The following is a 22,756-nucleotide window of genomic DNA, read 5'->3' as shown; positions in this document are numbered from 1 at the left end:
CCCCGGAGAGCCCATATGGTACGGGAACCGATGTTGCGGCGCCGCGGGGCCCGTGCGAAGGGATCGCCCGCCGCCCGGGGCGGAACCGGTCTGGAGGTCACGCATCTTGGGTATGGCCCTGTCCATCGAGAACCCGAAGCCTGAGGTCGAGGCGGGGCTGACCGACCTCGTCGCGCTGGTGGCGGACGGCATGGCGCGGGTCAACACCACGATCCTGTCGCGGACGGGCTCCGAGGTGACGATGATCCCGGAGGTGGCCAACCACCTGATCGCCTCCGGCGGTAAGCGCCTGCGCCCGATCCTGACGCTCGCCTGTGCCAAGCTCTGCAGCTATGCGGGCCAGACGGATGGCGACGTGAAGCTCGCGGCCAGCGTCGAGTTCATGCACACGGCGACGCTCCTGCACGACGACGTGGTCGACGAGAGCGACATGCGCCGCGGCCGGGTTGCGGCCCGGATCAAGTGGGGCAACGAAGCCTCGGTGCTGGTGGGTGATTTCCTGCTCGGCCAGGCCTTCCGCATGATGGTGGAGGTCGGTTCCCTGAAGGCGCTCGACATCCTGTCGGCTGCTGCCACGGTGATCGCCGAGGGCGAGGTGATGCAGCTTACCAACGCCAAGAACTTGGAGACCGATGAGGCCGCCTACCTCGCGGTGATCCGCGGCAAGACCGCCGAGCTGTTCGCGGCAGCCTGCGAGGTCGGCCCGGTGCTCGCCGGGCGCCCGGAGGCCGAGCAGGCGGCGGCGCGGTCCTACGGGATGAGCCTCGGCATCGCCTTCCAATTGATCGACGACGTGCTCGATTACGGCGGCACCTCGGCCGAACTCGGCAAGAATGTCGGCGACGATTTTCGCGAGGGCAAGATCACCCTGCCGATCGTCCTGGCCTATCGCCGGGGCAGCGAGGGCGAGCGCGGCTTCTGGCGGCGCACGCTCCAGCAGGGCGAGATCCAGGATGGCGACCTGGAGACGGCCCTCGATCTGCTCCAGCGCCACGGTGCGCTCGAAGAGACCGTGGCTCGCGCCCACCACTACGGAACCGAGGCCCGGGCGGCGCTCGACGTGTTTCCGGACGGCCCGGTGAAGGCAGCGCTCAACGGGGCCATCGATTTCTGCGTCGCGCGGGCGCGCTGAGGCGGCGTTTCCTGCCGTTTGATCGATTGGTTGCGGGTCTGCCGGCTCCGCGGGTGAAGGTGGGCAGCGCGCTCCACGTTACGCCAAAAAAGCATGCGAGCGACGCGCCGGGGAATTTGGCACGTCAACGCGTTGCGGAAGCCAGCGCCTCCGCCAGCCCCCGCAACTCTTCCAGGTGGGCCGCCGTCAGGGTTCGCAGCAAAGCCTCGGCGCGGGGCGTGAGTGCCAGTTCGCTCCGGCGCCGGTCCTCCACGGCCCGCGTTTTCGTCAGCAATCCGGCATCGACCATGCGGGCGACCAACTCGGCGGCGCTGTGGGGCGCGATGAGCAGGTGCTCCGCCAGAAGGCCGACAGTGGCGGGGGTACGGCCGAGATGGCCGGCCAGAGTCAGCAGCGCCTGATGCTGCTGTGGCGGCAGCCCGGCCCGGGCCGCCGCCGCTTCGCTGAACGCCAGGAAGCGCCGCAGCTGAAAGCGGAAATGTGCGAGCGCCGCATACTGCTCCGTTGAGAGGTGCTCGCCGTCCGGCGCGTCCATCGTAGACCCCCAGGTGATCGGGCTACCATGCGCATCCCATGCCGACAGGCGCGTCGCCAAGCTGTCAGCCTGCGCTTGAATAGATCGTACTACGATATAAATGGCTTGCGATTGGCGGGGGAGACCTTGATGGACGGAGGGACCGAGTTCGGGCGCGGCGGCGAGGGGCCTCGGCGCCGGGCGCTGGGCGATTTCAGCGCCGATCGGCGTGTGGTGATCCTGGCCGGGATGGCGATCGTCACCGGTACCGCAGCGAGCGGCACGGCCTGGATTCTGCTCACGCTCATCGGGCTCGTGACCAATTTCGCCTGGTACGGCCGTTTCGACACGGCTTTGACCTCCCTCGCCGGTGCCGCTCCGGGCCCCTGGATGGTGGCGATTCCAGTCATCGGTGCCCTGGTCGTCGGCACCATGGCGCGTTACGGCTCGGAGAAGATCCGCGGCCACGGCATTCCGGAGGCGATGGAGGCGATCCTGATCGGCGGGAGCCGGATGTCGCCCAAGGTGGCTCTGCTCAAGCCACTCTCCTCCGCGGTGGCAATCGGCACCGGCGGGCCGTTCGGCGCCGAGGGGCCGATCATCGTCACGGGCGGCGCGGTCGGCTCGCTGTTCGCGCAGTTCTTCCACCTCAGCGCCGCCGAGCGGAAGACCCTGCTGGTAGCGGGCGCGGCCGCGGGCATGACGGCGATCTTCGGGACGCCTGTGGCCGCCGTGCTGCTCGCCGTCGAGGTGCTGCTGTTCGAATGGCGGCCGCGCAGCCTTGTTCCGGTGACGGTCGGTGCGGTGACGGCGGCCTGCTGGCGACCGGCCCTGTTCGGGGCAGGCCCGCTGTTTCCCTTCGCCGACAACCCGGTGCTGCCCTGGTGGGGGCTACCGGCCTGCGCGGCCCTGGGCCTCGCCTGCGGCCTGATCTCCGGCCTCCTGACCCGGGCGCTCTATGCCCTGGAGGACGGGTTCGGCCGGCTTCCTGTTCACTGGATGTGGTGGCCGGCACTCGGCGCCGTCGTGGTGGGCTTGGGCGGTCTCGTGGAGCCTCGGGCGCTCGGCGTGGGCTACGACGTGATCCACGATCTCCTGTCCGGACATATGCTCGTCGGCGCGGTCGTGACGATCCTGGTGGTCAAAGCGGTGATCTGGCTCGCCGCCTTGTCGTCGGGCACCTCCGGGGGCGTCCTCGCGCCGCTGCTCATCCTGGGCGGGGCGGTGGGATGGCTGATCGGGCTCCTGTTGCCCGGCGCGCACGGATTCTGGGCGCTGATCGGCATGGCGGCAATGCTCGGCGGCACGCTGCCGGCGCCGCTGACGGGCGTGATCTTTGCGGTCGAAGTGACGGGCGATGTCGCCGCACTCGGGCCGCTGCTGGCCGCCACCATGACGGCCTACGCGGTGACGGTGCTGCTCCTCAAACGCTCGATCCTCACGGAGAAAATCGCCCGGCGCGGCCAGCACATCACCCGGGAATACGGGATCGATCCGTATGAATTCACCCGGGTCGAGGCGGTGATGACCCGCTCGGTGGCGACCCTCGGCGCCGACCTTCCGCTGCCGGAGGCGCTCACCGCCATTGAGGCCGGCGCCCATCATGCCTATCCGGTCGTCGACGCGGTGGGCCGACCGGTGGGACTGGTCTCGCGCGGCGACGCCCTGCGCTGGACCCTGGAGGGACAGGACAACGATACGGCAACGGATACGCTCGGCGAGCGCTTGTCCGACGCCGACCTCGCGACGGTCCATCCGGGCGACGTTGTCTCGCATGCGCTCGACGTGATGCTTTCGGCCGGGCAGGGCCGCCTGCCGGTCACCGATCCGCAGAGCGGGCGCTTGGTCGGGATGCTGACCCGCAGGGACCTGCTGCAGGTGCGTGCCACGATGGTCCGGGCCGAGGCCGAGCGCCGCGCGTTCTTCCGGAGAGGCCGGGGCGAGCGCCGCGCGGGATCAGGAGCATGAGTGTGGAGATACGGATCCCGGGACGGACGATCAGCCTGGATCGGCTCAAGCCCGGCGCCTGTTATCTGGCGGCGGGCTCGGACGGACCGGATTTGGCCCTCGTCGTCACCCGGGAGGGACGGCGCGGGGCGCTGCTGCTCAATCGGCGCAGCGCAGAGGGCGATCTGCTCGTCCTGCCCGGTCTCGCAACCGATGTCGACGTCCTGGAAGTGCAGGGCGCGGTCCTGACGCCCAGCGGTGCGATCGGCGACGTCGCCTTCGGCCCGGCCGCCGCCGCCCCGGCGGCGCTCCATCTCGGGGACGGCAGCGCCTATCTGTGCGGCCGCGATGGTGCCGGGCGTCTGGCGACCTTCGATGTCGTCAGCGGCGTCGCGAGCGCGATCGATCCCGGGGACCTGCCGCATGCGCGGCGCTGGCGCGTGATCATCCCGGAGGCGGGCGGCGTCGTCACGCTCTACGAGGCGGAACCGGCCTGACTCCGATGGGCTCAGCGCAGGAAGGTCGGCGCGACCCACCAATCCGGATGGGCGGCGCGCAGGCTTGAGGCTGCCCGGACCGCCCCGCGCCGGTCGGCGAACAGCGCGAACACCGTCGCACCGGAGCCCGACATACGCGCCAGCCGGCAGCCGTGGTCGCGCAAGGCGGCCAGCACAATCCCGATCACCGGCGCCACGGTGAGGGCCGGCGGCTCCAGATCGTTGCGGGCCGGTCCGATGGCCGCCACGACGGCGTCGCCGCCGAGGCCCGGGCTGATCACGGGATGCTCCGCCCCCGGCAGGCTCTGCCCGACCGCGAGGCCCAGCGCCTTGAACACCGGCGCCGTGGGCACCGGGATTCCGGGATTGATCAGCACCGCCGGCAACGGAGCGAGATCGAGCGGCGCGCCGATCTGTTCGCCGACGCCGCGCATCATCCGCGCCCGCGGGTCGAGGCAGACCGGCACGTCGGCCCCCGTCTCCCGCGCCGCCGCCACGACGGTCGCGGCGTCGAGCGCCAGCCCGTTGAGGCGCGCGAGCAGCCGCAGAGCCGCGGCGGCATCGGATGAGCCGCCGCCGATGCCGGCTGCCACCGGGAGGCGCTTGGTCAGATGGAAGGCACCTGTGAGCAGGCCCGGTACCCGCGCCCCGAGATGGCGCGCCGCGCGCAGGACGAGATTGTCGCCGGTCGGGCCGGCCGGTCCGGCGGTCGGACCCGAGACGGTCAGTCCGAGGGGCCCGGCGGGATCCAGGGTCAGCCGGTCGGCCGTGCCCGCGAAGGCCACAAGGCTCTCCAGCGCGTGGTAGCCGTCATCCGCCCGCCGCCCGAGGATGTGGAGGGTGAGGTTGACCTTGGCGGGGGCACGGTCTGCGAGCAGGGGCACGGGATCTCGAAGGGGCGTGGCGGACGTGTGCGACGCTCTACAGGTTGGAAACGGAGAACAACAGGTCAGCCGAGATCCCCATGCGGCCGGTACGGCAGCGGATCACCGACGCGGATCGCGGTCAGGTCCTCGGCGAGCTCGACAAGCCCGTCACTGGCCGACAGGCCCGTCAGCGCACCGCCCGGCGCGATGGTGGCTTCCGGCAGGCCGGCCTCGCCCGGGCGGAGGCACACGCGCAGGTACTCCCGTCGGCCGGGGCGCTTCTCCAGGGCGAAACCGCTGCGCACGGTCAGGACCGGCGTCATATCGTCGGCTCCTGAGAGGTGCAGCACGAGGGGCTTGAGCACGGCGAGCGCCGTCACGTAAGCCGCGGCTGGATTGCCCGGCAGCCCGATGAAGGGCGTCCCCGCCACCGTCCCGAGGGCGACCGGGCGGCCTGGCTTGATGGCCAGACGCCAGAGCGTGAGCGCCCCGGACGCCTCGACGGCGGCGCGGACGTGATCCTCCTCGCCGACCGACACGCCCCCCGAGGTCACGACCAGATCGTAATCCGTGGCGGCTGCAGCGAGGCGGTCGCGGACCTGGCCGGGCGTATCGCGCAGGATGCCGAGGTCGAAGGGCGCGGCCCCGAGCCGACGGAGGAGCGCGGCGAGCATCGGCCGGTTGGCGTCATGGATGCCGGCGGGTGGCAGGGGCTCGCCCGGTGGAATCAGCTCATCGCCGGTGGAGAACAGTGCCACCCGAAGAGACGCGCGCAGGCGCAGGTCGGCGAGCCCGAGCGCGGCGGCGAGTGCGAGATGCCGGGGGCCGAGCCGGGTCCCGGCTGGGACCGCGCGGCTGCCGCGGGCGATATCCTCGCCGGCCCGGCGCCGGTTGGCGCCGGGTGCGAGGCCCGCTGGAAGCCGCACGGCCGCGCCGTCGACCCGGACATCCTCCTGCATGGCCACGGTATCGGTGCCCGGGGGCATCGGTGCGCCGGTGAAGATCCGCACCGCGTGACCTGCCCCGGTCCCAGCCGGCGCATGGCCAGCCGGCACCCGGCCGCCGAGGGGCAGGTGGCTCCGCCCGTCTGTCAGATCGGCGGCCAGGAAGGCGTAGCCGTCCACCGCGGCGTTGTCGAAGGGCGGTAGGTCGAGCGGCGCGATCAGATCGTCTGCCAGGATCCGGCCATCCGCACGCGCCAGCGGCACCGCCTCGATACCGGCGAGCACCGGCAAGCGTTCCCGGATCAGGGCCACCGCGTCGGCGACCCGCAGCAGCGCGGGTGCCGTATCGAAGCAGTCGGCGTTCAGGCGACCCATGGCGGCACAGGATCTGGCTGGGGCAGGCGGGTCGGCACGGGGCGGCCTCGCGGGCGGTGATGTCCCGGCTTGCGGCATCGTCATCGCGCGATCAAGCCCCGGGCGATAAGCAGGAATCATCGCCCGGGCGGGTTCGATCCGCTACGGTCCGGTTCGCCATGCCCGCGACCGCCCTGCCGCACGTCGAAGACCTTCCCTGCCAGCGCCATCTGTTCGAGGTGCCGGCGGAGGTCAGCTATCTCTATGCGGCCGCGTGGTCGCCGCTGCCGCACTGCGTGCGCATTGCCGGGGAAACCGGTCTCCTGACAAAGCGTCGCCCTTGGGACCATCCACGCGAGATGATTCCTGCCTGGGTCGAGAGGGCACGGGCCGCTGCGGCCGGACTGATCGGTGCGCAGCCGGATGATGTCGCGATCGTCGGCGCGGTCAGCCACGCCATGGCGGTGGCCGCGCGCAATCTCGCGCCCGTCCCAGGCGGCCGCCTGCTGCGGGTGGCCGACGAGTTTCCGTCCCTGCGCTTCGCCTTCGACCGGCTGGCTGTCGTGGAGGGGCTCACCGTGGAGGAGGTTGCGCGTCCCTCGGACGGCGACTGGACCGCCGCGTTGCTCACCGCGATCGCGCGCCCGGGCGCGCCGCCGCTCGCGCTCGCCACGCTGACCCCGCTGCACTGGACTGACGGGAGTCTGATCGATCTCGACCGGCTCGCACCGGCGGTCCACGCGGCGGGGGCGGCTTTGGTGATCGACGCGACGCAGGCGGTCGGCGCCATTCCGGTGGACGTGGCTCGCTGGCGGCCCGATTTCCTGGCGTTCCCAACCTACAAGTGGGCGCTCGGGCCCTATGGCCTCGCCTTCCTGTACGCCGCGCCGCACCGGCAGGACGGCTCGGCGCTCGATGAGCATGTTGGCAACCGTTCGTCAGCCGCGGGCGCCCGGCGCTACGACCGGGGCGAGCTGAACAACCCCGTAGCATTGCCCATGGCGGCGGCCGGGCTGGAGCTGATTGCCAGCTGGGGCGTGCCCGCCGTGGCGGCGCGCTTGCGCGGGCTGACGGATCGGCTCGCGGATGCGATTGAAGCCCTCGATCTTCCGACTGTGCCGCGGAGCCTGCGTGCGACGCATATTCTCGGCGTGCGGCCGCCGGGCGGGCTGCCTGTGGGGCTCGTTGAGAGCCTGCGCCGGAACGCGGTGTTCGCAAGCGAGCGCGCCGGGGCGCTGCGGCTGAGTCCCCATGTCTGGGTGAACGATGAGGATCTCGCGCGCTGCGTCGACGCGATCCGGGTCGGTCTCGGCGGCCCGGTGTAGCCCGCCATCGTCAGGCCGCGATATCCGCGGTCGCTGTCTCCCCGACCACCCCCCGGGATTTCCGGAAACGCTGGCGCCACGCATGCTGCGCCCGATCCACGAGCTGGGCCGCGCTGCCCTGGGGTGTCCGGGCGCCGGTCATCGAGGCCAGGGTCAGGGACTCGGTGCCGAAGCGGCCCTTGAACCCTTCGTCGCCGCACAGGAAATCCACCGTGTGCAACCCGTGGTCGATCGACCACATGATGTAGTCCATCATCAGCACCATGCCGGGCGAGGCGCGCTCGACCTCCGGATCGTAGGTGGTGACGAAGGCCATCATCGCGCCGGCCTGGACGAAGTTGATCGAAACCGCCACGACGGCGCCGCCGCATTTCAGCACGAAGGCGTGCAGCAGCCCGGCCTCGGCCAGCACCTGCACCATCGCGGGCAGCGCCCGGGACCCTTCGTCGTAGAAGGCCGTGGACGCCAAATCATGGCGCTGGAGCCACGCCCGTTTGAAGGTCGTCAACCGGTCGAGCACCGGGCCGAGGGGCTCATCCGGCCCGAGCTGGCGGAAGGCGAGGGGACCGCGCTCGCTCAAGGACTTCTGACCGCGGCGGTAGTTCTGCCGCGTCTTCTTCGATTGCGCCTCGAACCACGCTTGGCCCGTCGTCCAGGGGCCGCGCACCCGCCAGTTCGCCTCGTCGCGGTGATTCAGGCGCAACCGGACCCCGCCGCCCTCCTGCTGAAGCAGGCTCCGGGCCGCGGCATCCGGCAGGAGCCGGTTGAGGTAGGCGAGATCGAAGCCGCCGGCTTGCCCGGCGTGGCGCCACATCCCGCGGACGAGCGTGTGGTCCGCCCGGTCGGCCAGCAACGCGTCACCGAAATCCGAGCAGTCCTTGGCGGCCCATTCCAGGACCCGGAACCCCCTCCGGCGCACGATGGCGAGCGGCAGCACGCCGACAAGATCATCTCCGCGCCACGCCAGCACGATCGCGAGCGCTCGCCGCTCCCGGTCGGGCGCGCTCGCCCACCATGCGGAGACCCAGGCATGGCTCTGGAAGACCAGGGCGCCGCTTGCCGCCCACAGGGCCATCCAGGCGGGGCCGACCTCGGCCAGCCGCTCGGTTGTGCGGATCGCTTCGAAACGCGCCGTCGTCATGCTCCCGCTCCCGGCCGCGGCTGAGCCGGCACCCCGCGCAGGCGCCGCACCTGTCGCGCGATCCGCCGGCCCATCTTCTTCAGTGGCAGCACGTAAAGCCCGGATAGGGATTGGTAATCGGCTACGTCCCGGTCGACGAGCCCGAACTTGAAGTCCTCGCCCGGCCTCGGGACGCACAGGGTTCCGAACAGCCGGTCCCAGAACGAGAACAGCAGGCCAAAATTTTTGTCGTAATGCTCCGGCGCCGTGGAATGGTGGAGCTGGTGCCAATGCGGGCACAGGATGATCGTGTTGAGCCGTCCGAACGAGATCTTGAAATGTGTGTGCCGGACGAAGTCCATCATCAGGATGTTGCGCATAATGTAGACATTGATGCCGAACACGGTCAGCTCGACCGGGTTCAGCGCCAGCAGACTCCAGATCCCGAAGCAGATGCCGGGGATCACGCCGTCCCAGATGCGGTTCATCAACTCGTCGAGGGGGTGAACCCGATCCTTGGTGATCCCGACCATCACCTCGGCCGAGTGGTGGACCTTATGGAGTTCCCACAGGAACGGGTACCGGTGCTGCGCCGTGTGGTAGAGGTAGTAGGACAGGTCGTAGGCCAGCAGCATCGTGGCGGTGAAAACCACCACGGTCACGGTCACGGTCACGGGCCCGGGGTCGCCGAGGATCGGCTGATCGATCCCGAAGAGCGCGCCCAGCACCCGGTTGGTGGCGTAGCCGACTGCGACCACGAAGGTCACCCCCGCCGGGATCAGCAGGAACGGCATGATCGCCTTGCGGGTGACGTAGAACAGCAGATCTGCCCGGGCTGAGGGGTGGGTCATGACCTCCCGCGGCAACGCGAACTCGAAGAACTCGGCGAACGAGTATCTCTCCGCTGTGCGCAGATAGGCGATCAAGGCGCAGCCGATCGCGGTTGCGAACAGCAAACCGGCGGCGAGCAGGTTCTCGCCCGAGAGCTTCGCGACGATCCGCTGGATGAAGTCAGCGACATCCATGTCTACGCGTTCCCTTCATCCAGGAGGGTTGGAGCCGGACGTGCGCCGCCCCGATGCCGCTGGCCGGATATCCGTTTCGGTAGTCTGCTCCGCCCGCAGGCCCTGGCGGGTGGACTATCTTGCTCCGATGAACGTCTGCCGAACATTGGTTTCAATTGCGGACTCGTGCATCGGACGTCATGCAGCGCAAGGCACAATCCGATTGCGCGGGCGATTTCTTCGCGCATTGCGGTTCATCCGACCGGCAATGTTGGGCGGATCCCGGCTTTCGCGCGCCGCAGGGTGTCGCGCACCGCGGCCGTGATGCCCGCGGCCGCGGAGGCCTCGGCGAACAAGGTCTCGTAGCGCGCACGGGCCGCCGGCCCGAAGGCGTGCCAGCCGGCCGGATCGGCGATCATACTGGCCAAGGCCTGCGTGATCGGTTCAGGGCTGCCGTGCGGGACGACCCATCCCGTCCGCCCATGGTCCACGACCTCCGGGAGACCGCCAATCGCCGTCACCAGCGGCGGCACGCCGTACGCCATGGCTTCGATCGCGACCCGGCCGAGGGATTCCGGGCGCTGCGAGGGCATGGTCACGACATCGGCCCAGCGATAGAGTCCGGCCGGATCGGCCACGAAGGGCTCGAGGCTCACCTGTTCCGACAGGCCGGCCGCAACGATCCGTGTCGCCAGGGCGCGCTCACGGGCCTCGTCCTCGAAGGCGCTGCCGACGATGCGCAGCTTGACCTGCCGCCGCAGCGTCTCCGGCAACGCGGCGACCGCATCGACCAGCACGTCCTGTCCCTTGATCCGGCTGATGCGCCCGAGCATCAGCACCCGCAGCGGGCGGCTGCCGTCATAGGTGGTCCGGTTCGCCTCCGCGGGTCCGGCCACGCCATTATAGACCACCCGGGCGGTAGCTTGTGGGGGCAACGCGTAGGTCCGGGCGGTGGCGTGCGAGTTGAACACCACGTCGGCGCCGCTCCAGCGGATCAGCCCCCGCAGGACCGTCAGCACGGCCCCCTCCGGGATCTCGTGAACGTGGACGATGCTGCGTCCCGCAATCAGGCGCGCGGCGAGCAGGTAGTCGGCCACCACGGTGGTGTTGATGTAGACGAGATCGCTGGCGCGGATCCGCCGGAGCGCCCGCAGGATCGCGATCGGAAGAGCCATCAGTTCGACGGTGAGACGCCGCGCGAGACCCTTGCGCCGGAGGATCCACAGCGGCTCGATCAGAACGCGGCTGGCGAAGGGTTCCAGGGCCGCTACGATCGGCCCCTGTCGCGGCAGAATCACGTCGATCCGCGCGGTCGGATGGGCGGCGCGGAGGGTGCGGACCGATTCGATGAAGCAGCGGTCGGACCCATAGAGTTCGAAGCCCTGATGCACGCAGGTGATGATGCAGGCCCGTGCGGCGTCCTCCGGTCTGGCGGACGCCGGAACAATCCGGTCGTCGGTCGCGGTGGCATCAACGGACTGCAATATCGAAACCTCTACCGCAGGACTATATTTTCGAGAATTGGCAAACCGAAGGTTGAGAGCCCCGCGACACCGCTTGGCTGACATGTCCTGTTACAATATAAGCGCTGGATTGGGAAGGAAGGACAATGCCGGACCGGGTACCCATGGTGCTTATTCTGGGAACGCGCGGTATCCCGGCCGCTCACGGCGGGTTTGAGACTTTTGCGGAACGGTTCGCCCGCTACTTAGTCGACCGAGGCTGGCGCGTCGGCGTGTACTGTCAGCGGGAGGTCGAGCGGGTCGGCACGCGGGTTTCGTCGGATGTCTGGAACGGCATCGAGCGGATCACCGTGGAGGTGGGCCTGACAGGTCCGGCCGCCACCCTGGCGTTCGACGCCCTCTGCGCCCACGATGCTGCCCGGCGCGGCGGCGTCTGCCTTGTGCTCGGCTACAACGGCGCGGCGTTCCTGCCCTACCTGCGCGCCCGTGGCGGCCGGATCCTGACCAACATGGACGGGATCGAGTGGCGGCGCCCGAAATGGTCCCTGCCCATCCGTGCATACTTCTACATCAGCGAGTGGATCGCCGCTTGGGCCTCGCACCGGCTCGTCGCCGACCACCCGGCCATTGCCGACCATCTCGCCACGCGGCGACCCCACCGGGCCATCGCGACGATCCCCTATGGCGGCGACCCGCTGCCTACGGAAATCGGGCCCCCGCCGCTGGGGCTGGAAGCCGGCCGCTACCTCATCTCGATCGCCCGGATCGAGCCCGACAACAACATTTTGACGATCGTGGAAGCGTTCTCGCGTCGGCCCCGGGGCGTCCGACTCGTGGTGCTGGGCACCATGAGCGTGCGCAACGCCTACCATCGGGCCGTCGAGGCGGCCGCCTCGCCCGAGGTGCTGTTCCCGGGCGCCATCTACGAGCCCGATCAGGTCCGGGCCCTGCGGGCCCATGCGCTGGCCTACCTCCACGGCCACACGGTCGGCGGCACAAATCCGTCGCTGGTGGAAGCCCTGTGGGCGGGCAACGCGGTGATCGCGCACGACAATGCCTTCAACCGGGGGACCGCCGGCGAGGGGCAGTTCTATTTCACGGACGTCGAGGCCTGTGCAGCCGCGATCGAGCGCGTCCTGTCCGATGCGTGGGCGGTCGACGGCGCCCGCGCGGCCGCCCGGCGGCGGGCCGAGCATTTCCAATGGGGCGATGTCCTGGCGGCCTACGAGGACGAGGTGCTGCAGGTTGGGGATTATCCGCCCGCGGAACGGATCCGGCCGGTGACGCCCGGGCCGATCGGTGCCACGGCCGGGGCTGATTGGTGAATGCCAGCCGCCGGACGCTGCTCACGGGCGCACTGGCGGCAGCCGGGATGGCGGCTTACCCGGCCCTGGGTGCCCCGGAGCCGCTCAGGCTCCGCCGGGGCATCGCGCTCTGGCCCTGGTTCTCGCTCACCACCGAGTATCCGGCGCCGCGCATCGATTACGCCTGGCCGCCATTCCAGGCGGACCGACCCGTACCCAGCCACGCCGATCTAAGGCGGCTCGCCGCCCTCGGCTTCGATTTCGTGCGCCTGCCCCTCGATCCCGGCCCGTTCGTGGCCTTTACGGGCGCCCGCCGGGGAGAACTCCTCGGAAGCCTCTCGACCGCGATCGACGCGGTGCTGGCGACCGGGCTGCGGGTTCTGCTCAACGTTCAGGCCAATGCCGCGACCCACCATTACACGCCGGAGGCTTTCTACGGCACCGACCGTGCGCCGCTCTTTCCGGCCTACCGGGATCTCATCGGCGAACTCGCCCGCCTATGCGCCCGGAAGGGGGCGGACCGGGTGGCGTTGGAGCCGATCAACGAGCCGCCGCAGGCCTGCGGTGCCCTCGTGTGGAACCGGGTTCAGCACGCGCTCCTCACCGCCGCCCGGATGGCGGCGCCCGGGCTGACCCTGGTGGCGACGGGCTCATGCGGCAGCCTGATCGCCGGCCTGACAGCGCTCGATCCGGCGCCGCTCGCGCGGTTTGCGCCGCTGCTCTACACCTTCCACTTCTATGAGCCGTACCTGTTCTCCCACCAGGGTGCGACCTGGCTCACCGATGAGCCGTTCTATCGCTGGCTCAACGCCGTGCCCTGGCCGGGGACGCGCGGTCGGATGCCGGAGACGTTGAGTGCCGTCCGGGCTCGTATGCAGGCCGACCGGTCGGTCCCGCCGGCCGAGAAGGCCCGCGATCTGGCGGTGATCGAGGCCAAGTTGCGCGAGTACGGCGCGGCCGAGCCCGGACCCGCCTACCTCGCCGCCGCCATGGATCCGGTTTCGACCTGGGCCGACCTCTACGAGATCCCGCGCCGGACCGTGCTGATGGGCGAGTTCGGGGCCCTGCGCACCGACGTCCGCTACACGGCCGCGCGGGCCCCCGACCGGGCCGCCTATCTCCGCGACGTGCGGCTGGCGGCGGAGCGGTCAGGGTTCGGCTGGTCGTTCTGGAACCTGTTCGACGGGCTCGGCCTGATGGACGAGGCGCATGCGGTCGATCCCGCCCTGGTCGCAGCGCTGGGCCTGAAGGCCGCGCCGTAGAGCCGTTTAGCCGGCACGTCCCCGCAGCGGTCCCCGGGGGAACAGGACGATGAGCATCAGGGCGAACTTGGCCAGCAGCGTGGACTTGCCCGCCAGCCCCTCGAAGGTGTTGACCAGGATCACGAAGGCCAGGATCGGCAGCCACACGCCGTGCCGGCAGGAGCGCGCGATCTCCGCGAGGTAGAGGGCGACCGCCACGACGAGGAGCGTGGTCACCAGGATGCCGTTGTAGAGCAGGGTCGAGAGGATCGAGTTCTCGATGCCCCATTCCAGACCCCAGATTCGCCGCAGGGTGGTGACCTGAACCAGATCCGGGCCCAGCAGCAACTCCCGGAACGGGATCGCATCAAAGACTGCCAGCATGTCGACTCGGGCCTGCGCGCTGCCACCATCGGAGGAGAACCGTTCCAGCAGGGTATCGAAGAAGCCCAGGGCGGCCAGAAGAGCCACGGCGACCGGCACCAGCGTCAGTGCGAAGCAGGCGCAGGCCGCGCCGATCAGCGGGATCCGCCCGCCCCGCAGGACGCGGCCGAGGGCGACGAGGCCGACAACACCGCCGAGGACGAGGGTGATGATGGTGGCGGACCGGCCGCCGAACGTCACCAGTGCCACGAGTTGCAGGGCGATCATCGCGGCGCGCTGAGCCGGGCCGAATCGTCCGCCGCCAGCAGCGAGCGCCAGGATGTAGCAGGCGGTGACGGTCGCGTTGCTGAGCGGATGGCCCTGTAGGGCCGCCGAGCGCGTGTCCCACGCGAAGTCCGCACCGTCGAGGCGGAACGGGAAGAAGCGCTGGCCACTGGCGAGTTCGTACAGGCCGAGCAGCGCATTGGCGAGCATCACGACGTGGAACACGGTCTCGATCCGCGCCAGCGTCGCGGCGTCGCGGTCCATGAGCAGGATCGGCAGGAGGCCGGCCAGCACGAAGGTATCGATCGAGCCGGCGAGGCCGTTCCCGCCGCGGATCGCGATCAGGGCGAGGAGCAGCACGCCCGAGATCGTCACCAGCACGCTGGCGGGGCGATGGATTAGGGCCTGCGCCACCGGTCTGACCGGGTTGCCGGCGCGCAGCAGCATCCATCCGGCGAGGACCACCGCGAGATAGGTCGCCGGATGGATCTTGGACGCGGCCGAGCCGGTCAATCCGTCATAGTTGAGCCCGACGACCCACAGCACGCCCCCGGAGACCCCAACGAGGACCGCGGCCCAGAGGACGAGGAGGTGGGATTCGAGGCGGGCAGGCACGCTTCGCTGGGTCGCGCGCGATTGCGCGGGCGCGGCGCGGCGCGGAATGGGCTCGGCCCGCGCGATCCTCACGCCCGGCGCCGCGTCAGCAGCAGCGAGCCCGAGATCGGCCGGCCCAGCGCTTCGGAGGTGTCGACGAGGTCGATCAGGTCGCGCTGGCGGGTCGCACCGTTGCAGGCGACCATCAGCACCCGGTCGGCCGCGGCCGCCAGGGGACCGAGCCGCAGGTTCTCGCTGAGCACGCCGCCATCCACGATGACCAGATCGAACCGGCCCTTCACGCCGGCCACGAAGCGCTCGATGTTGTCGGTGGTGAGGGCGTCGCGGACCGGTTTGCTCGCATCGCCAAGCCCCATCCGGCGTGCGCCGGATTTCGGATCGGTCTCGGTCACCGCGTTGAGGCTCTGCTCGCCGCGCAGCACGTCGAGGAGGCCGCCCGCGCTTGAACCGTCGCCGCGCAGGTCCGCATCCACCAGCAGGACCCGATCCCCGCGCCCGACCGCCACCGCGGCGAGCAGCCCGATCACGGCCCGGCGCTGCAACTCGTCCGAGTCACCCGACGTCACCATCAGCACGAGGGAATGCCCGTGGCTGCCCGTGGTCGCCGCGAGATGGTCCAGTGTGAAGCTTGCGGCCGCCGCATTGGCGCCCCGCGGCCGCAGGCCCGGCAGCACCGCCACGACCGGCGCATTCGAGATCCGCTCCAGCTGGCGCGGCGACAGCACCGTGGGCGCCAAGTATTCCCGCATCAGCGCGAGCCCGGCTCCGAGACCCAGCCCGCCGAACAGGGCTGCGGCCACCAGGACCAGCCGCGGCGGCCAGCTCGGATCCTCCGGCGGTCGGGCCGCCGTGATGATCCGCGCGTTCGAGCTGTCGATGCTGGTCTGCTCCTTGATCTCGCGGGCGCGGACCAGGAAGCTGTTGTAGACCGAGCGCGCCGCCTCGACCTCACGCTCCAGCTCGCGCTGCTGCACCGAGGACTGGGAGTTGACCGCCGCCTGCTGCCGGAGACGCCCCAGTTCGGCGGTGAGCGTCCGCTCGTTGGCCTGGGCGCGGTGGAACTCTGTTTCGGCGGCGCCCGCGATCCGGTTGAGTTCGGCATCGATCAGGCGGCGGACATCCTGCATCTGGGTCCGCACGGCAGCGATGAACGGGTGGCGCTCTCCGAGATTGGTGCGCAGATCCGCCTCTTTGGCGGCGAGTTCGGCGTACTGACCGCGCAGGCGTTCGACGGCCGTTGACTGGACCGCCTCCGGCATCGCGCCGGCCCCGACCGCCCGGCCGCGGGCGTCCCGGATCCCCTGCAGGCGAGCCTGCGCGTCGGCGGTCCGAGCCTGGGCCGCCACCAGCCGGGTGTTCAGGTCGGTCAGCTGCTGCTCGTTGACCAGCCGGCCGCTCGCCGTGATCAGACCGTTGCGGGCCTTGTAGTCCTCGAGCTTCTTGTCGGCGGTGTTCACCGCGTTGCGCAGCTCGTCGAGCCGGCCCCGCAGGTCGCCCGCCGCGCGGCGGGCGGCCTCGGCGCGTGCCGCGGTCTGATCCGCGAGGTAGGCATTCGCGATGGCGTTGACGATGCGCGCCGAAAGGTCGGGGTCGATCGTCGTGACGATCACGTCGATCACGAACACCTTGTCGGCGCGCTTCACCGCGAGCTTGCGCCGGAGCTGGTCGAGGGCCCGGCCCTGCGCGTCGATCTTCCGTTCGGGCCGCGGCCCATTCACCAGCTCCCGCAGGGCGGCCGCGGCGCGGACGTACCAGACGTTGCGGGGCACGCCGAAGCCCGGCTCCGTTTCGAGCCCCGTCTGGGCGACGGCCCGGCCCAGCACCGCGTCGGACTCGATCACCTTCACCTGGCTCTCGACCTGCGCGATCCCGCCATCCGGCGAGAGGGTGCCGGGATTGACGTCGTTGGAGACGACCTGACGGTCGCGGGGGTCGATCAGGATCTGGGCGGTCGCCGTGTACAGGGACGGCGTGAGCAGGGCATACGTCAAGGCCAGGAGGGCGAGCAGCAGCGCGGTCCCGATCACGACCCGCTTCCGCCGCCAGAGGATGCGCCACAGATCGCCGGCCTCGGCGCTCGTCTCCGGACGGGCGGGCCGCTCGGGCAGAGCCGGCTGCACCGGCGCCAGCCAGGTCGCGACAGCGAGGTTAGGGTCGATCCGTGTCACGATCGGTCACCGTCGTCTCAATCCAGGGCAGGTCCGCATGGGCTACAGGACCAGTTGCAAGAGTCGCGCATGTGGCTGGTAAGCTGCAGAAACTGAGATTGTCCCGGCAAGACGTACCCATTACTGAACATGTCGTAAACGCCCGGTGCAACTTCGGATCAGTTATACCGTGCAATCACCCTGCTTACGGTTAGGGATTGGATCTGGGGCCGATACGGTGATCAACGGATCACGGGGCAGCGAAGGGGCGTCCAGATCGATGCATGTGCGTGTGCGCCTCGATGGCACCAGGCCGCGCCGCTGGCATAGCACGCTGCTCCAGCGGATCAGCGTGATCCCCGGCATCGGCCCGGTCAGCGTAGCGGATGCACCCGGAAGCGGGAAATGGCCGGACACGGCCGATCTGCTGTTCCGGCTCGAGGCCCTGATCCACAGCCTGAGCCGCCTCGATTCGGGGCCGATCGCCAAAGCTGAGCTCGATCGCTGGCGTCAGGCGGATGGCGCCCCCGATCTCGTGCTCGACCTGTGCGGCGATGTCCCGTCCGGACCCAACATTTGGCATCTCGCCTATGATGGCAGGGCCGGCGAGGACGCGTTGTTGGCAAGCCTGCTCGCCGGGGCGGTACCGCGTCTCACGCTGGTTGAGAACGGGACGCTTCGCGCCGCCGGCCGCCTCGGCGCCGACCGGCCCGGAATCGTGCTGGCGAGCTTCGAGGACGCCCTGGCGCGGACGATCACGCTGATCGTTGCGGCCCTGCGCGACCGGATCGCCGGACGGGGCGGGGCGGAGGCATGCGGCGATAGTGCCCTAGAGCATCCGGCGGCCCTCACGGTGCCGCGCCTCGGCGCGCGGGCGGGGCGCATGCTCGCGGGCGCGCTCATCCACCGGCTGTATCGCCTCTGCTACAAGGCCCCGCACTGGCGCTGCGGCTGGCGCCCCCTCGCCGGGCCGGACCTCATCGATCTCGGGCGCCATCCCGAAACGGGCTGGATCGTCCTCCCGGATGACGGAAGGCGCTTCTACGCCGATCCGTTTCCGATCTCCGTCGCGGGACACACGCATCTCTTCGTTGAGGACTTTCCGCACGCCACCGGCAAGGCGCTCATCTCGGCGGTGCGCTTCGGGCCGGACGGTCCGGAGGGGCCGCCCGTGCCGGTGCTGGAGGAGGCGCATCATCTCTCCTACCCGTTCGTCTTCGAGCGGGAGGGATCCGTCTGGATGGTTCCGGAGAGTTCCGCTGCCGGAACGGTCGACCTTTACCGCGCCACGCGCTTCCCCGGCGGCTGGGTCAAGGAGGCGACGCTTCTCTCCGGCGTGGTGGCGAGCGATGCGACCCTGATCGAGCATGCCGGCCGCTGGTGGATCTTCGCCACCGTCCGCGATGCGGGGCTCGATGCGCCGGCCGGGGCGGGCTGCTTCCACGACGCCCTCCACCTCTGGTCGGCGCCCGATTTCCGCGGCCCCTACACGCCGCATCCGGCCAACCCCGTTCTGGTCGATCCCGCTCTGGCGCGCCCGGCGGGCCGGATCGTGTGGCGAGGCGGCCACCTGATCCGCCCGATCCAGGATTGCGCCACCGGCTATGGCCGTGCCCTCGTGCTGGCGCAGATCGACCGCCTCGATCCGGAGGGCTTCGGGCAGACCGTGATCGGACGGATCGAGCCCGGCCCGGCCTGGCCCGGCAACCGTCTGCACACCCTGAATGCGGGCGGCGGGATCGAGTGCATCGACGGGGCCGGGCGGGCCCCGCGCTACAGAGGGCTCATCGGCGCTTGAGCGGCGGCCAGCCGTGAATCTCAGCCGGCGCGATTTTCTCCGCCGTGCGGCCCTGGCGGGAATGTGCCGGGATCGCTACATATCAGTGGCGGGGCTGCAGAGTTCGTCAGGAGCACTATCCCCGGGGCCTTATCGACTCCCTCGGGAGCTGTCCCTGGCCTCGTCCCTGGACCTGGCCAACACGGCGCCCACCTACGCTGTAGGTTTCCCGGGATCGATCCTCCAACGGCTCACGTGGCTCCGCACTCGCCTTCCTCTGAGACTACCGACGCTGCGCGCAAACAGGAACTGCGCCGCGCGGCCCTGGCGGCCCGCGACGCCCTGGGCGTCGAACGCAGGCAGGTTGCCTCGGCGACGATCGCCCGGGCACTCCTCGCCTTGCCCGAGCTGACACAAGCCCGGCTCGTTGCCGCCTTCTGGCCGATCCGCAGCGAGGTCGACCCACGCCCCGCCGCCGAGGGACTGCTGGCCCGCGGGCAGGCCGTGGCTCTGCCGCAGGTCACCCGTGAAGGGCTCGTGTTCCGGGAATGGCGGGCCGGGGACACGCTGGTCTCCGGGGGCTTCGGCCTGAGCGAGCCCGACCCGTCCCTGCCGCCGGTGGATCCTGACGCGCTGATCGTGCCGCTCGCGGCCTTCGACCGGTCTGGCCAGCGGATTGGATACGGCCGCGGCTATTACGACGGCGCGATCGAGCGCCTGTCCCGGAGCCAGCCGCTCTTTACCGTCGGCATCGGCTTCGCCGTGCAGGAGGTCGAGCGCGTGCCGGCCGAGCCGCACGACCGGCCCCTCGACTGCGTGATCACCGAGGCGGGCCTGATCCGCTTCGACAGGACGGCCTGACCGATGCGGCTCCTCTTCCTCGGCGATGTGGTCGGCCGTTCGGGCCGCACCGCGGTGTGCGAGCAGCTGCCGCGCCTGCGGGAGCGCTGGCGGCTCGATTGCGTTGTGGTGAACGGCGAGAACGCGGCCGGTGGCTTCGGCATCTCCGAGTCGATCTGTGACGAGTTGATCCAGGCCGGCGCCGATGCGGTAACGCTGGGCAATCACAGTTTCGATCAGCGCGAGGCGCTGGTCTTCATCGCCCGCCAGCCGCGGCTGGTGCGCCCGGCCAACTACCCGCCCGGAACGCCCGGTCGGGGCGCCACGGTGGTGGAGACGCAGGGCGGTGCCCGCGTTCTCGTGGTCAACGTGATGGGCCGCGTCTTCCTCGACGCGATGGACGATCCCTTCGCCGCGGTGGAGCGCGAGATCATGGCCTGTCCGCTGGGAGCGGCGGCCGACGCCGTGGTGGTGGATGTCCACGCCGAAGCGACCAGCGAGAAGCAGGCCTTCGGCCACTATCTCGACGGCCGGGCAAGCCTCGTGGTCGGCACCCACACCCATACGCCGACCGCCGATCACCGGATCCTGCCCGGCGGTACGGCCTACATGTCGGATGCCGGCATGTGCGGCGATTACGATTCGGTGATCGGCATGCAGAAGGACGAGCCGATCCGCCGGATGATCCAGAAGACGCCGGGCTCCCGCTGGGAGGTCGCCACCGGCGAGGGGACGCTCAGCGGCATCGCCGTCGAGATCGATGCGCGGGGGCTCGCCACCAGGGTGGCGGCGCTCCGGCTCGGCCCGCATCTCGAGGAGAGCGCGCCGCATTTCTGGGATGAGGGCTGATCCCGATTGCGTCAGGCGGGCGAGGTCCGGATCCGCCTTCCGTTCACCACGCGATGCGCCTGCGTCCTGGGCGTGACTTGATCGCATCCGGCCCTGCCGCCACAGTGAGCAGGACGGACGCCGCCGGCGACCGCATCTTCTGAGATCAGGCTAGAGCGACCGATGGCCGCCCGCGATACCGGCGAGAACACCAAGGAACCGCTGGCCAAGCCCGGAATTTATCTCGGGCGCATGGTCGTCTTTCTGATCCTCGTCGGCTTCCTCGCCTTCATTCTGTTCAAGCAGATCACGCCGGCCTTCCTCGCCAATCCCGGTCTCAACGGCCTCATCCTCGGGGTCCTGCTGATCGCGGTCGTGATCGCCTTCGGGCAGGTCATCCGACTGTTTCGCGAGGTCGCCTACGTCAACGCCGCCGCACGCGGCGCCCAGGCCAAGCGCCCGCCCGCCCTCCTGGCGCCGATGGCGTCGATGGTCGCCGCCCGGACCGGGGGGGTGACGCTGCCCGGCACCGCCGGCTACCTCGACACGATCGCGGCCCGCCTCGACGAGGGGCGCGAGATCCTGCGCTACATCGCCGGCATCCTGATCCTGCTCGGCCTGCTCGGAACCTTCTGGGGCCTGATCGACACGCTCTCGGCCGTGGGCGGCGTGATCAGGGGCATGCGCGGCGGCGGCGATGCCGGGGTGATGTTCGATGAGCTGAAGTCGGGCCTGGCCGTGCCCCTCTCGGGAATCGGGCTCGCCTTCTCGGCCTCCCTGTTTGGCCTCGCCTCGTCGCTGATCACCGGCTTCCTCGAGCTGCAGGCCGGCCAAGCCCACGCACGTTTCCACAACGAATTGCAGGATTGGCTGATGTCCGGCGAGGCGTCAGTGGCCGCTGAGGCCGCCGTTCCCGTCCGGACTGGGGGAGCCGGCACCCAGGAACTGAAGGAGGCGATCGATCGCCTGGCCACCCTGGTGGCCGAGGGCGGCGGCAGCCGCGCCGCAACGCTCGCCATGACCAACCTCGCCGAAGGCATCCAGGGTCTCGTGCAGCACATGCGTGCCGAGCAGCAGATGATCCGTGACTGGGTCGAAGCCCAGGCGAGCCGCGAGCGCGAGCTGAAGCAGGTGCTCGACCGGCTCGGCCGGGAGCGGGTCTGATGGCGTCCACGGCGGCGCGGTCCCGGCGCACCCTCAACGTCTGGCCGGGCTACGTCGATGCCCTGGCGACGCTCCTGCTCGCGGTCGTGTTCCTGCTCACGGTCTTCGTGGTCGGGCAGTTCTTCCTCTCGCAGGAGCTGACCGGCCGGGACGAAACGCTCGTCAAGCTCAACCGCCAGATCGCCGAACTCACCGATCTTCTCGCCCTGGAGCGCTCGAACCGCCGCAATCAGGAAGACGAGGTCCGCAATCTGCGCACGACGCTCGCCGGCGTCGAGGCCGAGCGCGATCAGGCGAAGACCCAGGCCGAGGCCGCAACCGTCAGCCAGGGGGCGGCGGGCGCGTTCGACAAGCAGCTCGAGGCCGAGCGGGGCGCGACCAAGCGGGCCCTGTCCCAGATCGATCTGCTGAACGAGCAGATCAGCGCCATGCGCCGCCAGCTCGCCGCCCTGGAGGATGCGCTCGCCGCCTCCGAGAGTCGCGACCGGGAATCCCAGGCCCGCATCGCCGAGCTCGGCAGCCGGCTGAACGTCGCCCTGGCGCAGAAGGTCCAAGAGCTGGCGCGCTACCGCTCCGACTTCTTCGGCCGCCTGCGCCAGATCCTCGGCAACCGCCCCGACATCCGCGTGGTCGGCGACCGCTTCGTGCTGCAATCGGAGGTGCTGTTCCCCGCGGGTTCGGCGACCCTGAAGCCCGAGGCCGGGCCGGAACTCGACCGGATCGCCGGCGCGATCTCGGACCTCGCCAAGCAGATCCCGGCGGATCTGCCCTGGGTGCTGCGGGTCGACGGCCACACCGATGCAAGGCCGATCAGCACGTCGCAATTCCCATCGAACTGGGCGCTCTCGGCGGCCCGCGCCATCGCGGTGGTGCAGTACCTCTCCGGCAGGGGCATCCCGCCCCAGCACCTCCTGGCCGGCGCTTTCGGCGAATTCCAGCCCCTTGATGCCGGAACCACCGAGGAGGCCTACGCCCGCAACCGCCGGATCGAGATGAAGCTCACCGAGAGGTAGGAGCGGCCTCCCT

At 70.3% G+C, this 22,756-nt stretch carries 19 protein-coding genes and 1 other RNA gene; 12 read left to right on the top strand and 8 right to left on the bottom strand.

The features are described from left to right. The first annotated feature begins 112 nt into the window (after positions 1-112). Complete coding sequence (locus tag MKK88_RS12930; protein ID WP_244000320.1) at positions 113-1,132, top strand: polyprenyl synthetase family protein; 1,020 nt, start codon at positions 113-115, stop codon at positions 1,130-1,132. Positions 1,133-1,256: 124 nt separating this feature from the next. Here MKK88_RS12930 and MKK88_RS12925 read toward each other — a convergent pair whose 3' ends face one another. Further along, positions 1,257-1,667 carry a MarR family winged helix-turn-helix transcriptional regulator gene (locus tag MKK88_RS12925; RefSeq protein WP_244000253.1) on the bottom strand — a complete coding sequence of 137 codons (411 nt, stop codon included), beginning with the start codon at positions 1,665-1,667 and terminating at the stop codon, positions 1,257-1,259. A 129-nt stretch (positions 1,668-1,796) separates the two neighbouring features. On the opposite strand from MKK88_RS12925, the gene MKK88_RS12920 reads away from it, so the two are divergent. Together MKK88_RS12920 and MKK88_RS12915 are read left to right on the top strand one after the other, a co-directional pair. Next, complete coding sequence (locus tag MKK88_RS12920) at positions 1,797-3,614, top strand: chloride channel protein (RefSeq protein ID WP_244000251.1); 1,818 nt, start codon at positions 1,797-1,799, stop codon at positions 3,612-3,614. Beyond that, positions 3,611-4,090, top strand: coding sequence for a hypothetical protein (locus MKK88_RS12915; protein WP_244000249.1), 480 nt, complete (start codon positions 3,611-3,613; stop codon positions 4,088-4,090). The genes MKK88_RS12920 and MKK88_RS12915 overlap by 4 nt, the downstream gene beginning before the upstream one ends. An 11-nt stretch (positions 4,091-4,101) precedes the next feature. Here the strand turns inward: MKK88_RS12915 and MKK88_RS12910 are convergent, their stop codons facing one another. Together MKK88_RS12910 and glp are read right to left on the bottom strand one after the other, a co-directional pair. Next, entirely contained in the window at positions 4,102-4,974 is an 873-nt protein-coding gene (locus tag MKK88_RS12910) for a 4-(cytidine 5'-diphospho)-2-C-methyl-D-erythritol kinase (protein ID WP_244000247.1), read from the bottom strand. 65 nt (positions 4,975-5,039) lie between these two features. Next, a complete protein-coding gene (gene glp / locus MKK88_RS12905; RefSeq protein WP_244000245.1) occupies positions 5,040-6,275 on the bottom strand; it encodes a gephyrin-like molybdotransferase Glp in 1,236 nt (411 codons plus the stop codon). A 158-nt stretch (positions 6,276-6,433) separates the two neighbouring features. Here glp and MKK88_RS12900 point away from each other — a divergent pair, with 158 nt between their 5' ends. Further along, positions 6,434-7,579, top strand: coding sequence for an aminotransferase class V-fold PLP-dependent enzyme (locus MKK88_RS12900; protein ID WP_244000243.1), 1,146 nt, complete (start codon positions 6,434-6,436; stop codon positions 7,577-7,579). Positions 7,580-7,589: 10 nt separating this feature from the next. Here MKK88_RS12900 and MKK88_RS12895 read toward each other — a convergent pair whose 3' ends face one another. From MKK88_RS12895 to MKK88_RS12885, 3 genes are all read right to left on the bottom strand, one after another. Beyond that, positions 7,590-8,720, bottom strand: coding sequence for a GNAT family N-acetyltransferase (locus tag MKK88_RS12895; protein WP_244000241.1), 1,131 nt, complete (start codon positions 8,718-8,720; stop codon positions 7,590-7,592). After that, the gene (locus MKK88_RS12890; RefSeq protein ID WP_244000239.1) at positions 8,717-9,724 is read right to left on the bottom strand and encodes a sterol desaturase family protein; all 1,008 of its coding nucleotides are present in this window, start codon (positions 9,722-9,724) and stop codon (positions 8,717-8,719) included. Before MKK88_RS12890 ends, MKK88_RS12895 begins: the two co-directional genes overlap by 4 nt. A 233-nt stretch (positions 9,725-9,957) precedes the next feature. After that, positions 9,958-11,187: a glycosyltransferase family 4 protein gene (locus MKK88_RS12885; protein ID WP_279602266.1), complete on the bottom strand. Its 1,230-nt coding sequence runs from the start codon at positions 11,185-11,187 to the stop codon at positions 9,958-9,960. 125 nt (positions 11,188-11,312) lie between these two features. Here MKK88_RS12885 and MKK88_RS12880 point away from each other — a divergent pair, with 125 nt between their 5' ends. Continuing rightward, the gene (locus tag MKK88_RS12880; protein WP_244000237.1) at positions 11,313-12,491 is read left to right on the top strand and encodes a DUF1972 domain-containing protein; all 1,179 of its coding nucleotides are present in this window, start codon (positions 11,313-11,315) and stop codon (positions 12,489-12,491) included. Beyond that, the gene (locus tag MKK88_RS12875) at positions 12,488-13,732 is read left to right on the top strand and encodes a glycoside hydrolase family 5 protein (RefSeq protein WP_244000235.1); all 1,245 of its coding nucleotides are present in this window, start codon (positions 12,488-12,490) and stop codon (positions 13,730-13,732) included. Before MKK88_RS12880 ends, MKK88_RS12875 begins: the two co-directional genes overlap by 4 nt. A 6-nt stretch (positions 13,733-13,738) precedes the next feature. Here the strand turns inward: MKK88_RS12875 and MKK88_RS12870 are convergent, their stop codons facing one another. Further along, positions 13,739-14,974, bottom strand: a complete 1,236-nt coding sequence (locus MKK88_RS12870; RefSeq protein WP_244000233.1) for a VpsF family polysaccharide biosynthesis protein — start codon at positions 14,972-14,974, stop codon at positions 13,739-13,741. A 68-nt stretch (positions 14,975-15,042) separates the two neighbouring features. After that, positions 15,043-17,142 (bottom strand): GumC family protein, encoded by a 2,100-nt coding sequence (locus tag MKK88_RS12865; RefSeq protein WP_244000231.1) that lies wholly within the window; start codon positions 17,140-17,142, stop codon positions 15,043-15,045. Between the two features lie 259 nt (positions 17,143-17,401). Here MKK88_RS12865 and MKK88_RS12860 point away from each other — a divergent pair, with 259 nt between their 5' ends. From MKK88_RS12860 to MKK88_RS12835, 6 genes are all read left to right on the top strand, one after another. Then, entirely contained in the window at positions 17,402-18,919 is a 1,518-nt protein-coding gene (locus MKK88_RS12860) for a formyl transferase (protein ID WP_244000229.1), read from the top strand. Between the two features lie 88 nt (positions 18,920-19,007). After that, positions 19,008-19,164: non-coding RNA, 6S RNA (ssrS, locus tag MKK88_RS12855), on the top strand. Further along, the gene (locus MKK88_RS12850; protein ID WP_244000227.1) at positions 19,154-19,759 is read left to right on the top strand and encodes a 5-formyltetrahydrofolate cyclo-ligase; all 606 of its coding nucleotides are present in this window, start codon (positions 19,154-19,156) and stop codon (positions 19,757-19,759) included. Before ssrS ends, MKK88_RS12850 begins: the two co-directional genes overlap by 11 nt. A gap of 3 nt (positions 19,760-19,762) precedes the next feature. Continuing rightward, on the top strand, positions 19,763-20,587 hold the full coding sequence (locus MKK88_RS12845; RefSeq protein ID WP_244000225.1) for a TIGR00282 family metallophosphoesterase: 825 nt from the start codon (positions 19,763-19,765) through the stop codon (positions 20,585-20,587). Between the two features lie 162 nt (positions 20,588-20,749). Continuing rightward, complete coding sequence (locus MKK88_RS12840; protein ID WP_244000223.1) at positions 20,750-21,730, top strand: MotA/TolQ/ExbB proton channel family protein; 981 nt, start codon at positions 20,750-20,752, stop codon at positions 21,728-21,730. Next, on the top strand, positions 21,730-22,743 hold the full coding sequence (locus tag MKK88_RS12835) for a peptidoglycan -binding protein (protein ID WP_244000220.1): 1,014 nt from the start codon (positions 21,730-21,732) through the stop codon (positions 22,741-22,743). The genes MKK88_RS12840 and MKK88_RS12835 overlap by 1 nt, the downstream gene beginning before the upstream one ends. Positions 22,744-22,756 lie beyond the last annotated feature (13 nt).

Source organism: Methylobacterium sp. E-005, from assembly GCF_022829725.1.
GTDB lineage: Bacteria > Pseudomonadota > Alphaproteobacteria > Rhizobiales > Beijerinckiaceae > Methylobacterium.
Note: the sequence above shows the minus strand (reverse complement) of the source record. Positions and strands in the feature narration are given on the sequence as shown.